Annotated in this window: 10 protein-coding genes; 4 read left to right on the top strand and 6 right to left on the bottom strand. The window is 62.5% G+C overall.

What is annotated here, in order from left to right; genetic code table 11:
- Window positions 1-5: 5 nt before the first annotated feature.
- From J5J06_16815 to J5J06_16805, 3 genes are read right to left on the bottom strand one after another with little or no spacing between them, the layout of a single operon-like run.
- Window positions 6-3,170: a VWA domain-containing protein gene (locus J5J06_16815; GenBank protein ID MCO6438758.1), complete on the bottom strand. Its 3,165-nt coding sequence runs from the start codon at window positions 3,168-3,170 to the stop codon at window positions 6-8.
- The gene (locus J5J06_16810; GenBank protein ID MCO6438757.1) at window positions 3,167-4,177 is read right to left on the bottom strand and encodes an SMP-30/gluconolactonase/LRE family protein; all 1,011 of its coding nucleotides are present in this window, start codon (window positions 4,175-4,177) and stop codon (window positions 3,167-3,169) included. The genes J5J06_16815 and J5J06_16810 overlap by 4 nt, the downstream gene beginning before the upstream one ends.
- 30 nt (window positions 4,178-4,207) lie before the next feature.
- Window positions 4,208-6,016, bottom strand: a complete 1,809-nt coding sequence (locus tag J5J06_16805) for a hypothetical protein (GenBank protein MCO6438756.1) — start codon at window positions 6,014-6,016, stop codon at window positions 4,208-4,210.
- A 397-nt stretch (window positions 6,017-6,413) separates the two neighbouring features.
- Here J5J06_16805 and J5J06_16800 point away from each other — a divergent pair, with 397 nt between their 5' ends.
- From J5J06_16800 to J5J06_16785, 4 genes are all read left to right on the top strand, one after another.
- On the top strand, window positions 6,414-8,318 hold the full coding sequence (locus tag J5J06_16800; protein MCO6438755.1) for a carboxypeptidase regulatory-like domain-containing protein: 1,905 nt from the start codon (window positions 6,414-6,416) through the stop codon (window positions 8,316-8,318).
- Window positions 8,315-9,241, top strand: coding sequence for a hypothetical protein (locus tag J5J06_16795; GenBank protein MCO6438754.1), 927 nt, complete (start codon window positions 8,315-8,317; stop codon window positions 9,239-9,241). The genes J5J06_16800 and J5J06_16795 overlap by 4 nt, the downstream gene beginning before the upstream one ends.
- A gap of 212 nt (window positions 9,242-9,453) precedes the next feature.
- On the top strand, window positions 9,454-10,995 hold the full coding sequence (locus J5J06_16790; protein MCO6438753.1) for a menaquinone biosynthesis decarboxylase: 1,542 nt from the start codon (window positions 9,454-9,456) through the stop codon (window positions 10,993-10,995).
- Complete coding sequence (locus J5J06_16785) at window positions 10,992-11,498, top strand: DinB family protein (protein ID MCO6438752.1); 507 nt, start codon at window positions 10,992-10,994, stop codon at window positions 11,496-11,498. The genes J5J06_16790 and J5J06_16785 overlap by 4 nt, the downstream gene beginning before the upstream one ends.
- 27 nt (window positions 11,499-11,525) lie before the next feature.
- Here J5J06_16785 and J5J06_16780 read toward each other — a convergent pair whose 3' ends face one another.
- Genes J5J06_16780 through J5J06_16770 form a run of 3 tightly spaced genes read right to left on the bottom strand, consistent with a single transcriptional unit; the run spans window position 11,526 to window position 14,946 of the window.
- On the bottom strand, window positions 11,526-12,737 hold the full coding sequence (locus J5J06_16780; protein ID MCO6438751.1) for an ABC transporter permease: 1,212 nt from the start codon (window positions 12,735-12,737) through the stop codon (window positions 11,526-11,528).
- A gap of 27 nt (window positions 12,738-12,764) precedes the next feature.
- Entirely contained in the window at window positions 12,765-13,559 is a 795-nt protein-coding gene (locus J5J06_16775) for an ABC transporter ATP-binding protein (protein MCO6438750.1), read from the bottom strand.
- A gap of 31 nt (window positions 13,560-13,590) precedes the next feature.
- On the bottom strand, window positions 13,591-14,946 hold the full coding sequence (locus J5J06_16770) for an HlyD family efflux transporter periplasmic adaptor subunit (GenBank protein ID MCO6438749.1): 1,356 nt from the start codon (window positions 14,944-14,946) through the stop codon (window positions 13,591-13,593).
- Between the last annotated feature and the right edge of the window lie 43 nt (window positions 14,947-14,989).

Raw genomic sequence — 14,989 nt, 5'->3', positions numbered from 1 at the left:
TCCGCTTACTCCTTCTTGTCGGTATCCCCCCGTGCTCGGCGCTTGGCTCGCAGCAGTCGGGAAGTTGACGTTTCCTCCGCGCCCTTCGGCGCGTCCTTCTCGGATTTGTCGCCTGACGATTCGCCCTCGGCGCCGCCGAGTGATTTCGAGAGATCGCCTGCGGGCTTCTTGGCGCCTGCGTCGCCTACATCGTAGCGTCGCCGCGCGGCACGGTCTGTGGCATCTTCCATCGGCTGGGCGATACGCTTGGGGGCGTCGCCCAACTGACGCTCCTTCTCCTGGCGGATCCGCTCCCGCGTTTCGCGCAGTTGCTCGAGGGCCGCGGCTCCACGCTCGCCCGCCTTCTCCAGTGCGGCGGTCCCATGGGTGAGAATGTCGAACAGCACGGGAATATACCGGAAGCGAATGGTCCAGCCGATGAGTTCGGCAAGAAGAATCGCGCCCAGAATTCCCCACAGGGTTCCATAGGCCAGGCCGACACCGTAGAGAAGAACGACGAGCACCACGATCTCGACAACGATCGACAGCGCCAGCCAGTTGGCCAGTCGCCGAACGGCGACGTCCAGCAGGAATGCGGGCAGAAGCAGCCAGGCGAGCACCCATTCCCAGGCGGGGCGGCGGGCTTCGGTGGACGGACGGTCCTTGGCGAAGATATTCGCCTCGCGGCCGGGCATGTCCAGCCACCGGCCTCCTGTGATTTCGGCGACCTGTCGCAGGACGGATTCATTCGTGGCCAGGTCGCGGTATTCGGGCGAGAACGGCACGGAGACGCCTGTACGAACCGTGCCGAGCGGCGTGTTTCCTTCGTAGAGCTGGACGTTGGCCAGGTATTGTCCGGCGCGGGCGGCGTCGAACTCGGCCTCGTATTTTCCGGGGCCGGTTTGCGTGAAACGGATATCCAGGGGGCGATTGTCCGGGCCGACGAGACGCGAACGAAGGGTGAGGTTGTTCAGATAACCCGCGTCCTTGTCGAGGGCGTCGATGACGATGTGGGCCCTGTCGCCTTCAATGCGCGTGTAGGTGTCGAAGTTTGCCGGGGTGTCCTGTCGCATGGTCCAGCGGACGATCTGCGACCAGAGCTTGGCGAATTTGCTCCACTGGGTCCAGGCGGTTCCCCACTTGGGCCAGTAGCCGCTGGTGAACGCGGCCGTCTTGCCCAGCTCATATTGCCAATGCGCAAGCAACGGGTCGAAGCCGTCTTCCGTGGACTTGACCAGCGGAACGAAGACGTTGGGGTTCTCCCGGCGCGAGGTGAGGACGAGGCCGTCGAGCTGAGGGATGAAATTGCCCGGAGATAATCCGGCGAGGAGAGCGCTCTCCGGCTGAAGAACCTGGGGCGAGAATGGGTCTTCCACGATCAGCGGGCGCCGTACGACCTTGGACTCTTTGGTGAAGATCTGCGGCAGTTGGCGGGGATCGCGGGGGGCGTAGAAATTGCCGCCGGTTGCCGTGGCAATCTGGCGCATGGTCGTCTGCATGACGTGTGCGCCCCATCCAATACCGATTGTGCTGACGGTGATCTTGGCTTCGACATACTGGCTGAGGAGTTGTGGCGTTGGGGCTTGGGGGTCGCCGTCGCTAAAGATGATGACGTGTTTCTGTGCGGCGTCCTGCCCGCGCCCCTTGGTGAGCTCGTCGTAGGCGAGGCGCATGGTGGTGTTGAAGTCCGGCATGTCTCCGATCTGCATGCGGTCGATGCGCGCCTTGACGGCCGCGCGATTCGTGTTCAAGTCGAGCGGAACTTCCCAATTCTCTCCGCCGGGCGAATACGTATACGCTAGCACGCCGACGTAGTCCTGGGTGGAGACGGTGTCCACACTCTTCTTGGCCATCTCCTTTCCCCAGTAATTTCCTCGAGCGGCTTCGCAACTGTGCATGATGAGCACGAGGGCGCCGCGGGGAATGACCTTCTTGTGCTTGATTTCGAATTGAACGGGCATGACTTCTTCGACGGGACTGCCCAGCCAGCCGCCGGCGCCGAAACCCTCGTCGCCGCCCGTCATGATCAGACCACTGCCCATATCCTTTACGTATGACGCCAAGGCCTGCTGCTGGTCGTCGGTGAAGACGGTCGCCGGGACGTTCGCCAGGAGAATCGCCGAGTAGCTCATCATGTCCGGTAGAAGGAACTCGCCCAGTTCCTCGGGCGTCTTGACGTCGACCAGCACGTGCTCGCTGCGCAGCGCATCGACCAGCGGCTGGTCATACTGCGGATTCATGCTGACCACGAGGAGGCGGCTCTTTCCGGACACGAAGGTAAAGGCACGGGCGCTGTTGTTCATCGCCACGCCGTCCAGGCTGTCATCGTCGGGACGGAAAACGACTTCGTAGGATTGGGTCGACTCGGACTGGACGGGCAGTTTGAGCACGAAGAGCTCGCGGCCCGGCTTGATATTCACCCTTGATGCATCGGGCGGTAATTCGAGCAGTTCGCCGTTGACGTAGACGGACAAGGTTCCGCTGACCGCCTTCTTCGACGATCCCAGCAGCATGCGCAGCTCAACCTGCTCCCCGGGCTCGGCGAACGTGGGGGCGAGAAGGCGTTCGAAGTAGACCTCGTTGGGGCGCTCGTAACGTAGCGGAACAACGTCAATGGGGATTCCACTGGCGCCGGCGCGGCGGGCTTCGCCAATGACATCGCCCATGTTGTCGTTGCCGTCGCTGAGGAGGACGATGCGGCGGGCGGTATCGTGGGGGAACATGGCCATGGCGAGGCGCAACGCCGCGCCCATGTCCGTGCGATCGTTGTTAGGCATCTCCGGCAGGCGGCCTTCGCCAATGAAATAGCCGCCGCGCATGGGCAACTGCTGGAGGAAGGCCTGCCCGGCGAAGTCGATCATTCCCACGCGGTCGTCTTTGGGGATGTCCTCCGTGGAATTGACGATGAAGTCTTCCTCTTGCCGCTCGAGCGCCTCCACGCTGTGCGAGCGGTCCATCAGGTAGATCACGGTCAGGTCGTGGGTTCGGCGCACGTACTCGATGCCAGCGAGGGCGGCGATCAGAACGATGACCACAAAGCAGCGAACGACCAGGGCGATGGCGCGCCGGGCGGGCTCCAGCCCCGCCAGACTTCGAAGTGATGCCAAGACGAGTACGGGAACGAGCAGCGCCAACCAGAGCCATTGCGGCTCGGCAAAGTGAACGGGTAAGGCCAGAGCGAGCAACATCATGGCCGGAGGATCTGAATACGACTATTGAGCGAATCGACGACGTAGATCATGCCATTGGCTCCGTACGCGGCGCCCCAGGGGGCGTGCAGTTGTCCGGGCTCACGACCGCTTCCGCCCCACGTACCCTGTGCGTGTCCCTCCTGATCGAACCACTGCAATCGATCGCCGCCGTATTCGCAAACCATGATCCGCCCGCCCGGCGCCACGGCAATGTCGTACGGGTAGCGCATCTGCCCCGCCTCGCTACCCATGCTGCCAAAAACACCGAGCAGCTTCCCATCTCGGGAGATGCGCAGAAGACGGTGATTGCAGGAGTCGGCGATCCAGAGCGTCTGCTCCGCGTCGAAGTCGACCGCCGAGGGGCGGCTCAGCCCCAACCCTGCGACTTCACCGGAAACAACTACACGATCGAACATCAGTGCGGGAGACCAGCGGGTGATGCGATCGTTCCCGCCGTATTCGCTGACGAAGATGTTCCCGTCGGAGTCGAAAGCGACGTCCGTGGGCATGCGAAACTGGCCGTCGCCATCTCCTTCGGAGCCGAAGGTCGTGAGCTGTTCGCCTTCGGGGCTGAATATGACGACGCGGTGGTAGTGGGTGTCGGCCACGAAGACGCGGCGATCGGGATGGACGGTCAGGCCGACCGGTTTTCCTGCCTCGGTCTCGGGCATGCGCCATCCGTCGATATACTTGCCCTCAGAGGAAAACCGTTGGATCCGGCCGCTCTTGTCCACGATCAGGACTGTCCCGTCGGGGTCGGCGGCGACGGCGCGGGGATAGCTGAAATCGCCGGGACCCATGCCCAGTCCGCCAAACACGCCGACAACGCGGGGATCCCGATCATGCCGTGACCTGCACCCGAAAGGAAGCAGAAGCACCACGAGCGCGGTGACCAGCATCACCAACCGACCCAGCGCCCGCGGCCTCTCCCCTTCGTTGCTGTTCGGCGCGGACATTCTGTCGGCGAATTGGTGGATGATCGGACGTAGGCTGTTTGGCCGTGGCACGACACGTTCCATCGAGATACTGCCGCGACCCTACTTGGGCGGCGATGCGGTGGACGGACCGGAGGATTGTGACCCGGATGGGTTCGATCCGCCAGCATTGTCCGTGGGGGAATCGGGCTCCTGGGCGGGACCGGGGGCGGTCGCGGGCTGACCCGCATCGGGCTTGGTCGAGAAGTACTCCCGAATGGCTTTGTGGTATTGGCGGGGAATGCGGTCCCGGTTGATCCGGTCGCTGGCATCGCGCTCCGCCGCGGCGATGACCTCCTGGGGGGAGGCGGCTGCCTCTCCTGCAATCTGCTCACCCTCGACGAGCGTCTGCCCGATGATTGCCCCCTGGCCGGTGTGGACTTTCCCTTTTTCTATCTTGAAGCCGACATCGGTGACTTCCTCGGGAGCGATGCCGCCGCGACCCTGCCCGGGCTTGCGACCCATGCCCGGGCCCTTTCCCTGATCCGAACCGCCACACTGTGAACAGCCCTTTCCGCCGCAGGATTTACATCCCAGTTGACTGCGGGCGTTCTGAAGCTGGGCCAATGCCGCTTCCATCTGGGCCATTTCCATTTCGGCCATTTCCAGGTCGCTGAGCATCTGCTCGGCCTGGCTCATGCCCGCCATGGCATCACCGGATTGCCCCGCTCCTGCGGCGCCGGACTTGAGAGCCTGCGCCAACTTCTGGGCCATGGCCCCGGCGGTCTGCTGCTCCTTGAGCTGCTGAGCCATCTGCTCGATCTGTTCCTGCGTCCAGCCCTCTTTTTCGAGCTGGTTCTTGAGCTGATCGATGTCCTCCTTGCGGAGATTCTCGAGCATGCGCTTGAGGTCTTCTTCCTTGACGCCGGCCTGGGTGAGCTTCTGCTCCAGCGATTTGTTCTTGGAAAGCTCCTCCAACTGCTTGGCGACTTCCTCGATCTGCTTGGTCATCTGCTCGGCCGCAGCCCGCTGCTCGGGAGACTTCAGCGTGGCGAGCTGCTCACGCAGCTTCTGAAGCTCCTCCTTGGCCGCCTGGAAGTCACCCTGCTGAAGGGACTTGGCCAGCTTCTGTGTGGCCGCCTCCTCCGACTTGGGCGGATTGAGCCGTCGCAGCATTTTCTTCAGCCCCTGGACGCCTTCCTGCTCCGCCTCGGTCCGCTTCTGCTTGAGGAGATCCTCCATGCGATCAATTTTCTTCACGGCCTCGTGGCGGATGCCCGAAGGGGTCTGGGGGGATGATGCTTCGGGTTTTTCAGGCTTTTCCAGGTCGTCACGGAATTCGGCCAGCGCCGGCGTCTCGTCGGCCAGCTTGCGAATCTCATCCATCTTCTTGCGAATCTGGAGATTCGTTTCCTGCACTTCGACCTGCCGATCGGCGGCGGCCTCCGCGCTTTCGGATCGCAACCAGCCCAGGGGCAGGAGAAACGCGAGCAGCGCCACGAGAACCGAGCAGCCTGCCCAACCCAAACTGCGCGGGACCGCCAGCCTGAGGTGACGGCGCACGCTCAGGGCATTGCTGACCTTCTCCGCGTCGACGACAACGGCCCGGGCGAAGGGGTCGTCGGCGCCATCGAAGTATGTCGCGGTGCTGATGCGCTCGCGCAGACCGGCGGCTTCGTCCAGGCGCGCCGCCGCTTCCAGCCGGGATTCTCTCCGGACCCAGAGCATGATCAGCGAAGCGATCAGCGCAGCCCCCGCCACGACGCCGAATACCGGTGCCGGTGAGACGGCCCATTCCAGCCCACGCTGCACGGCGATAAACGCGGCGAACGTCAGACCCCCGATCGCGACGCAGAACGAAATCAACTGTAGCCAGCGGCTCAACCACAGGCGGCGCTGGGCGGCGCGGATTCGCTGATCCAGGGGGCTCATGCGACCTGCTCCTCTCGGCGGACCGGACTATGCTTCCCGTGACACTTGGCGAATGGCCACAAGCATCGAGTGTGTCGCCCGGTCAGGATTGAGTTGACTCATTTCAATACTATCTCACTCGCGCAACTGCGGCAATTGACTCCCGCACGAAGGTGTCGACCATTATACTGGACTCCAAGATGGGGACCGCCGGTTAATATGATGGTGACCGTTACTATGTGTTCAGCATCCTGGGCATTACAATTCCTGACAACCGAACGGAGCCTGAAACGACGCCGTGAGACAGCAGACTCGCCAACTTGAAGACGCTCAGGGCGGACCGGCGTTAGCACGACGGCGAGGGATTCCGCTGTTGTGCGGCGCACACGGCCGGGCGCGCAGGCACGGCGAGTCAGCGTTGTCCCGATGGCGTACGGCATTTTTATCGGCACTGCTGTTCTGTTCCGTCCTGGCCACTGCGCCCGGTCAGCTGGCAACGCCCGAAAACGGCGACAAGACGGATGCCGACGTGGACAAGAGCCCGGCGGTCGTCGTCGTATCGGGACAGGTGACGGATGACCTGGGACAGGGCCAGCTCGATGTTGCCGTTCAACTGTTCCCCACACAGGACTCCGAGAGTGGCAAGGAGCCCGTCCTGGAAGGGACCACCGACGAAATGGGCGACTTCACCTTGCGCGCGGCCGAGCCGCTCGAGGGCGCCTTTGTGCTCGTACTCACGAAAGCGGGTTATGCCCCCTACCGGGAGGAGCTTCATCTCGAGAAGGGGAAGCCATCTCCTTTCGTCGGCGTCACGCTGGAAGGTGCCCACGAAATCAGCGGCGTTGTTCGAAGCGCCGCCCCGGAAGAACCGGTCGCCGGCGCGAGCGTTGTGGTGCAGGCCTTTTTCCGAGAATGGCGGGGGCGGACGGATGAGCAGGGGCGATTCCATATCGAGCGACTTCCCCCCGGCCGGGCTCAGGTTGTGGTCGAAGCAGAGGGCTACGCCAAAGAACAGCGGACGATTCAAGTCGGGGCTGAGCCGGAGGCTCCGCTGGAATTCGTGCTGAAGCCCGAGCGGATCGTTGAATTCGACATCAAGGGCGATACGGGGGAGGCAATCGCCGCAGCCACAGTGGAGATTCTCGATCGTGAGCACGATGACTTCCGGACGCTCGCCACGGATTCCACCGGGCACGTTTCGTTTCGCGGTTTGTCGTTTGACGCGAAGCAATTGCTCGTTCGGTTGTCGCACACGGAATATGTGGCCGGAGAGGGTTTCTCCTTGACGGTCGAGCTCCCCCCGGAAAAAACGCGATCAAAACATGAATTGACCATGTCGCGGGCGGGTCGTGTGGCGGGGATTGTGCTTGATGACGAGGGTCGGCCGCGAAACGGAGCGCGCGTGACGGCAGGCGGCGGAAGCGCATCGGAGGGGCCTCGGGCGTGGACGAACTATGAGGGCCGGTACGAGGTCAGTGGGGTAGCTGCCGGAAGCACACCGATCACCGTCTATCTTTCGGGTTTTGCGCCCGAACTGAAGGTTGCGGACATCAAACCGGGCGAGACGGCCTCGGTCGATTTCCGGCTCCGACCCGGGGGCACCGTGGAGGGCGTCGTTGAGAAAGAGGACGGAACTCCCCTTCCCGGCGTAACCGTGGCGGCGGTTCGCTGGCGCGCACACGACACGCTCGGTCTTCGGGCGCTGACCGATCCATCCGGACGGTTTGTGCTCTTCGACACTCCGCTGGATGAGTTCGAGATCGCCATCCAGGGCCTTGATCCGGCCATTGTTCCGCCCGTGCGCGTGTCCGGCGGCGCGACGGAGCCCGTCCGTCTGGTGGTTCCCGAAAAGGCGTTCGAGGCGAGTATGCGTCCGGGATCGCGGTGGAAGCCCGGTGACGCACCGCCGGAGATTACGGTGAAGACGCTGGACGGGGATGAAATCAAGCTGGTGGATTTGCGCGGGAATACCGTATTGCTCGACTTCTGGGCGACCTGGTGTGGACCATGCCTGATGGAAGTCCCATCGCTCAAGAAGCTTCATGAGAAGTACAAAGCGCGGTCGGATTTTGTCATGATCGGAATCAGCCTGGACCACGATGAGCAGGCCCTGCGGCGCTATATCAAAGAGGCGAAAATCGACTGGCCGCAGGTGTTCGGTGAGAATGGCGGCGCGGCCGGGGCGGCGGACAAATTCGGAGCCAACGCCCTGCCGTCCACGTTCCTGATCGATGTAGACGGTCGAATTGCCGCGGTCAATGTGTTCGGCGAGGATATCGACGAATCGTTGCAGAAGCTGCTTGGCGAGGGGAAACGGGATTGAATACTGCATCGGCCCAACATGATGGCACAACCGCGGCCGCAGCATCCGCTCAACCGGCGATGTTCGAACCGGATGATGAGCATGCTCAGCTTGCACGGAAGGCGGTTGAAGAGAGGCGCCTGCACGATGCGGAGCGCCATTTGAGGGCGGTTTCCGAAGATTCCCTGGAGACCCAGGCCTGGACGCTTTGGGTCCGTGGTCGCATCGCTGTCGAACGCGAGCATTCGGCCGAGGCGGAGCCGTACTTTCTTCAGGCAGCGGTGCTCGCCCTGATCGCCGCGAACGACGGGGGAGTCCCTCGGAGGTCCGCGCTGCTGCGGCTGGCCGCTTCCAGCCTGGAGCACGCCGGACGCGTGCAGAGACGCCGGGACCGGTTGACCAACGCCGAGCGCATGCACGAGCAGGCCCTTCGTCTTCGCGAAGCGCACGGAACGGTCGAGGAGCAATGGGAGACGCGGATAAGCCTCGGCCTGGATGCCGCGGTGGCCAAACGTCTGCAGGACGCCCGCGGACACTTTTCCCGGGCCGCCGATTTGGGCCGCATGTGCTCCGTTGACCCGGACCGATGTTCGGCTGTCGCGCGGGCACATCTCGCCACGGTTCTGGCAGGCATAAAACTGCACGCCGAGGCGGTGATCGAAGCTCGGGAAGCGCTGGCGGCCGAGCGAAAACACGATCCCGGTTCGGAGCAGGTCGCGCGGGCGGAGATGCTGCTGGGAAGGTTGCTCCTGGCCCATGCGGAAGCGATATCGGATGAGAACCCGCCGGGATGCGAGGCTGCCCTTACCGAGGCCGAGGAACTCCTCCAAGCGGCAGGAACCGAACTGCCTGCCTTTTCCCCCGTCAATACGCGCGATGCGGAGGCGTGCGCCGAGTTGCTGGCCATCGCCGCGCGACTCCGAACGTCTATGGCACGATCGTAGTGTTCTCCTCGCTGCGGTGTCCACGAGTGCAATTCGGGTGTCTGGGTTGCCTTCCCCTGTACTGCTCAGGGATCGGAGACACGGCCCGGATTCAAGCGAGTGAGTGGAGCGCGGCATCTCGGGTGAACCGCGCTCATTGGTGATCCTGGAATTGCTCGCGGAAACGGGCGTGCGACACTACACTCCCTCCACACCAGATTGGAAGGAGCCGAATCGTGTTCACCGATTTGCAATCCTTTTTGCGGGAGCTCGAGCGACGCGGGCAGTTGCGGCGCGTGGCCGTCGAGGTCGACCCGGCTCTCGAAATCAGCGCGATCGCCGATCGTGTCTCGAAGTCGCCCGCGGCCGGCAACGAGGATCCTCCGCGCACCGACCCGGTTCACGGCCGGTATGGCGGACACGGCCTCGTCTTCGAGAACGTTCGCGGCTCCCGGTTCCCCGTTGCGATCAACGTGTTCGGCAGTTACGCCCGCATGAAACTCGCGCTGGGGGTGGGTGATTTCGAAGAGCTTGCGGATCGCGTCCAGCAACTCGTCAAGCCGGAGATGCCGACGACGCTGCTGGACAAGATCAAGAAACTGCCGCAGCTCGCCAAGCTGGCGAGTTTCGGTCCGCGCATCGGCAAGCGCGGGATCTGCCAGGAAGTCGTCCGAACTGACGATGCAAGCCTGTTCGACCTGCCCATCATCCAATGCTGGCCGCATGACGGGCTCGCGGGTTACGCCGGTAAGCCGGCCGAGGCAACCGAGGGCACCGGTCGCTACATCACATTTGCCGGAATCTACACCAAGGACCCCGATTCCGGTGAACGCAACGTGGGTATGTACCGCGTGCAGGTGTTCTCCGAGAAACTCGCGGCGGTCCACTGGCATATGCACCACGACGGCGCCCGCCATCACCGCAAGTACGCCCGGCGCGGCGAGCGCATGCCGCTGGCCATCGTGTTCGGAGGCGAGCCGGTGCTGCCCTATGCGGCGACCTGTCCCCTGCCGCCGGATGTCAGCGAGCTTCTCTTCGCCGGTTTCCTCAACGACGGCGGCATCGAGCTTGTGCCCTGCAAGACGATTCCCATGGAAATACCCGCCAATGCGGAGATTGTCATTGAAGGCTGGGTTGATCCCAAGCGCAAGCTGATCGAGGGTCCGTTCGGCGACCACACGGGATTCTACTCCCTGGCGGATCGTTACCCGGCCTATGAGGTGACCGCCATCACCCACCGACGCGATCCGGTGTATCCCACGACGATCGTGGGCAAGCCACCCATGGAGGACTATTACCTCGGGAAAGCCACCGAGCGCGTTTTCCTTCCCCTCCTCAAGATGCTTATTCCCGACATTGTGGATTACAGCCTGCCGATGTTCGGAGCGTTTCACAATTGCGTGTTCGTGAGCATCCGCAAGGAATACCCCATGCAGGCCCGGAAGGTCATCAGCAGCATCTGGGGCGCCGGGCAGATGATGTTCTCCAAGATGATTGTCGTTGTGGACTGCAACGTGAATGTCCACGACGAGCAGGACGTTCTCTTTCACATGGGCGCGAACGTCGACTGGCGGAGGGACATTATGGTGGTCGACGGGCCGTGCGATATTCTCGACCACGCCACGCCGGAGTACGGATCCGGCGCGAAGATCGGTATTGACGCCACGCGCAAGATCCCCGGAGAAGGCCGTGTTCGCGACTGGCCTGACGAACTCGCCATGAGCAGCGAAATCGTCAAACGGGTCGAGCAGCGCTGGAAGGAATATGGGATATGATCGACCTGCTCAAGACCGTGATCGGTCATCAATATGACGCCGCCCTGGCCATGCTGCACGATTGCCTGGAAACCTGCCCCGCGGTGTTGTGGGACGGTCCGGTGGCGCGCTATCCATTCTGGCAGGTGGCGTATCACACGCTGTGTTTCGCGGACCTTTACCTCGCTCCGTCGGAAGAACGTTTTGAGCTAACCGAAATGCATCCGCAGGGCTGGGCGGAGTTCGAGAACGAGTATCCGAGTCGACGGTTCGAGAAAGGCGAATTGACCGCCTACGCCAAGGCGTGCCGCGCCAAGGCGCGGCGGACAATTGCCAACGAGACCGCGGAGACCCTTCAGGGTCCGTCCGGGTTCGCGCGGCGTAATTTCACCCGCGCCGAATTGCACGTGTACAACATCCGGCACATCCAGCATCATGCGGGACAACTCGGCGCATATCTGCGGCGTATGGATCCTTCGTTGCAGGAAGTCGGGGTGCTGCGTTGGATCGGCACGGCAGATTAGACGACGCGGGATCCCTGCGAGGCGCCCTTACTCGTACCGGAGGGATTGGACCGGGTCGAGCCGCGCCGCACGAATGGCCGGGTAGATCCCGCTGGCGATTCCCACGAGCAGGGCCATGCAGAGTGAAAACAGGACGGTCGTCAGTTCCGTGCGCGTCTTGAGCACTTCGGTGTATTTCTCGAGGAAGTTGCAGATGGCCCAGCCGCAGACGATGCCCAGCGATCCACCGAACATGCTGATGATGCTCGCCTCGGCCAGGAACTGGCGGAGGATGTCAAACCGCCGGGCGCCGACGGCAATGCGTACGCCGATCTCCCGCGTTCGTTCCGTCACGGAAACGAGCATGATGTTCATGATGCCGATCGCCCCGACGGCGATGGAAATCCCCGCAATGCTGTAAAGCACGATGGCGAAAATCTGCGTAACCTGCCCGAACTGCTGCTTGAAATTCTCCTGCGTGAAAATCGTGAAATCGTCATCTTCGCCGGCGCGAATGCGGTGGGCCACGCGGAGTGACTTCTTTACCCGCTCGATGCACGATTCGAGCATGGACGTATCCGCGCACTGGACAACCATCATGGTCAGATATCGCTGTCCGAACATGCGGTTCATGGCCGTGGAAAGCGGAATGATCGCCTGACGATCAACTTCGGAGAATCCGAGGACCCCCTTCTCCTCCATGACGCCCACGACGACGAAGCTCTTCCCGTTGATCTTTACGGTTTTGCCAATCGCGGGGAGGGCACCGAACAGCTCGCCCTTGAGCTTGAAACCCAATACACACACCATGGTCATGCCGCGAACGTCCTCGCGGGTGATAAAACGCCCATCCTGAACGAAGTAATTGTTCATTGGAGAATAGGCATCCGACGCACCCAGGAGCTGGGCGACTGCGTTGTTTTCGAAATACTTGATCTGTGCTGCGCCCTGCCATTGCGGAGAAACGCGAACCACGCGGTCCGGGTTTTCCTCCAGAATCAGGTCCGCATCCTCGGGCAGCAGCGTCTGGAGATTCACCGCCCGGCCTCCATGCCTTTGTGCACCGTTGAAAACCATCACCTGGTCGGCGCCGAGGGATTCGAAGCGCTCCAAGACGTCTTGCTTGGCGCCTTCCAAAATGGATACGGCCGAGACCACCGCGCCCACGCCGATGATCACACCCAGCGTGGCCAGCGTGGAGCGCAGGAAGTTCTGCCGCAGGCTCAGCAAGGCGATCATGATGAGGCGTAAGTGAAACATGAGACGGTCGGTACCTCGGCCTGTCGGTTATCCCTCTCCCGCGGCCAGCGGGCTGCGGTGCCCCCTGGGCGCGGCCGGCTCGGGAAGTGCACGGTCACGCATCTGGAATTCCTGCTCGTTGGTAATGAGCATGCGGCGCTGGGCCTCGGTAATGGCGACGTCCTCGATGATATTCCCGTCGCGCATGCGGATCATGCGCTGGGCCTGGGCGGCGATGTCCATTTCGTGCGTGACGAGCACAATGGTGATCCCCGCAGCATGCAGCCCGTGGAAGATATCCATGATCTGCTCGCCGGTTCGTGTGTCCAGATTGCCCGTCGGCTCATCGGCGAGGATCAGCTCGGGGTTGTTCACAATGGCCCGAGCGATGGCCACGCGCTGGCATTCGCCGCCGGACATTTCGCTGGGACGATGGCGCGATCGGCGAGCCAGTCCTACTCGCTCCAAGGCCGCCATGGCCGCCTTTCGCGAGAAGGACCGCCGCGTGTACACCAACGGTACGACGACATTATCGAGAGCACTGGTGCGATTGATGAGGTTGAACGTCTGGAAGACGAAACCGATGTGGCGGTTGCGAATGCGGGCGAGCTGTCGCTCGTTCATGGCGTCGATCCGCTCGCCGCGAAATTCGAGTACGCCGGCCGTCGGCCGGTCGAGGCAGCCGAAAATGTGCATCAGTGTGCTCTTGCCGCTGCCGGACGCCCCGACGATGCTGACGAATTCTCCCGCGTGAATTTCCAGATCGACCCCATCGAGCGCGTTCACCACCGACTCGCCCATGCGGTACTGTTTGCGCAACTGGCGGGCGCGGATGACGCACATGGAGTTTGCCGACGGCTTGTCTTGCATTCGCCTAGCGATTGTCGTCTTTCTTGGCGGGAAGCTTCGTATACACCTTCATGCCCTCTTTGAGTCCATCCCGAATTTCGGAGAAGGCACCGTTATCCAAACCGAGCTTTACGGCGACGAATTTCGTTTTTCGCTCTTCCTCGCTGGACGACGGATCGGGAATGTACACGCCAAGCTTGCCCTCGGGACCCTCGCGGATCGCCTCGTTGGGGCAGAGCAACACGTCCGACACATACTCCGCCGTGAAACGCACGTCGGCGCGCATTCCCGGAAGGAGCATTTCGCGGTTTTCACTCGTGATGACGACGTCGACGAGGTACGTGATGACATTGTTGAGCGTCTTGGGTTCGGGAAAAATCCGCTCAATGACTCCCTTGAATTCCTTATCGGGGAAGGACTCGACGGTAATGGTCGGCTGCTGATCCTCCGGCATGGAAGCAGCCGCGTCCTCCAATTTTTCGGGCATGGTCAATTCGCCCTCGTGACCGGGCTTGGCCCACGCGGGGGCGATGGCCAGAACGCGTCCAATGTCCGACTCGTCCACTTCCGCCCGGACGACGAGCCGGTCCGTATCAAGGACGACAGCCAAGACCGTCCCGCCGGTAAACGTCGTCTTGCCACCCTGGATGACTTCACCGATCTGCGTGAACACATCGGCAACGATTCCGCTGATGGGCGAATCGATATCCGTCTCCGAGAGCCGCTTCTGGGCGTCGGCCAGGCTGGTCTGGGCCGCTTCGACGGACGCCTCATTCTGCCGCACGGATTCCTCGAAACGCTTGATGTTGAGCTGGGCGCTCGTCATTGCGGCTCGCGCTTCCTGTAATTGCGCCTGCTGGCTCTGGAAATTGGTCTCGAGCTGGACCAGTTCGTCCTCGCTCCTCTGGCTCTCTTCGATCTCACTCCACTTGTCCCAGCGGTGCTTGGCCAGTCGCACGGCGGCCTCCAGTTGCTGAATCCGCGCTTTGGCCGCCTCGAGGTCGGCCGTCCTGGCCTGATCGAGCGCAATCTTGGCTTCCGCAAGCCGGGCCTGAGCGACGATCAGTTCCCGCTCGGCGCGGTCGACGCTGCGCTGCTCATCGTCGGGTTGAAGCCGGATCATCCGTTCGCCTTCCCGAACGCGCTCGCCGGGCTGGGCTCCGATTTCCATGACTTCGCCGCTGGCTTCGGACTTGATCTCCACGCGCAGGGCCGGGCGAATCGCGCCGGTGGCATTGACCGGCAGGCTCAAATCGCCGCGAACGATATCCGCAGTCTCGCCAACGAGGTTATGGAGGTTCATGCGCAGCTTGCTGGTCGCCGCGATGTACAGCCCGACAACCGACGTGATCACCAGGACGAAAATGATGACGTTTTTCATGCGGCGTCTCCTTCTCCGGCATCCTCACCGGAGGTGGAACGCG

The sequence above is a fragment of the Phycisphaerae bacterium genome (genome assembly GCA_024102815.1).
In the GTDB taxonomy this organism is placed as follows: domain Bacteria; phylum Planctomycetota; class Phycisphaerae; order UBA1845; family UBA1845; genus JAGFJJ01.
Note: the sequence above shows the minus strand (reverse complement) of the source record. Positions and strands in the feature narration are given on the sequence as shown.

What these genes read in the sequence shown, in the direction of transcription:
- J5J06_16815 (MCO6438758.1), bottom strand. Translation starts at nt 3,170, where the DNA reads ATGATGTTGCTCGCTCTGGCCTTACCCGTTCACTTTGCCGAGCCGCAA.
- J5J06_16805 (MCO6438756.1), bottom strand. Translation starts at nt 6,016, where the DNA reads ATGAGCCCCCTGGATCAGCGAATCCGCGCCGCCCAGCGCCGCCTGTGG.
- J5J06_16785 (MCO6438752.1), top strand. Translation starts at nt 10,992, where the DNA reads ATGATCGACCTGCTCAAGACCGTGATCGGTCATCAATATGACGCCGCC.
- J5J06_16780 (MCO6438751.1), bottom strand. Translation starts at nt 12,737, where the DNA reads ATGTTTCACTTACGCCTCATCATGATCGCCTTGCTGAGCCTGCGGCAG.
- J5J06_16775 (MCO6438750.1), bottom strand. Translation starts at nt 13,559, where the DNA reads ATGTGCGTCATCCGCGCCCGCCAGTTGCGCAAACAGTACCGCATGGGC.
- J5J06_16770 (MCO6438749.1), bottom strand. Translation starts at nt 14,946, where the DNA reads ATGAAAAACGTCATCATTTTCGTCCTGGTGATCACGTCGGTTGTCGGG.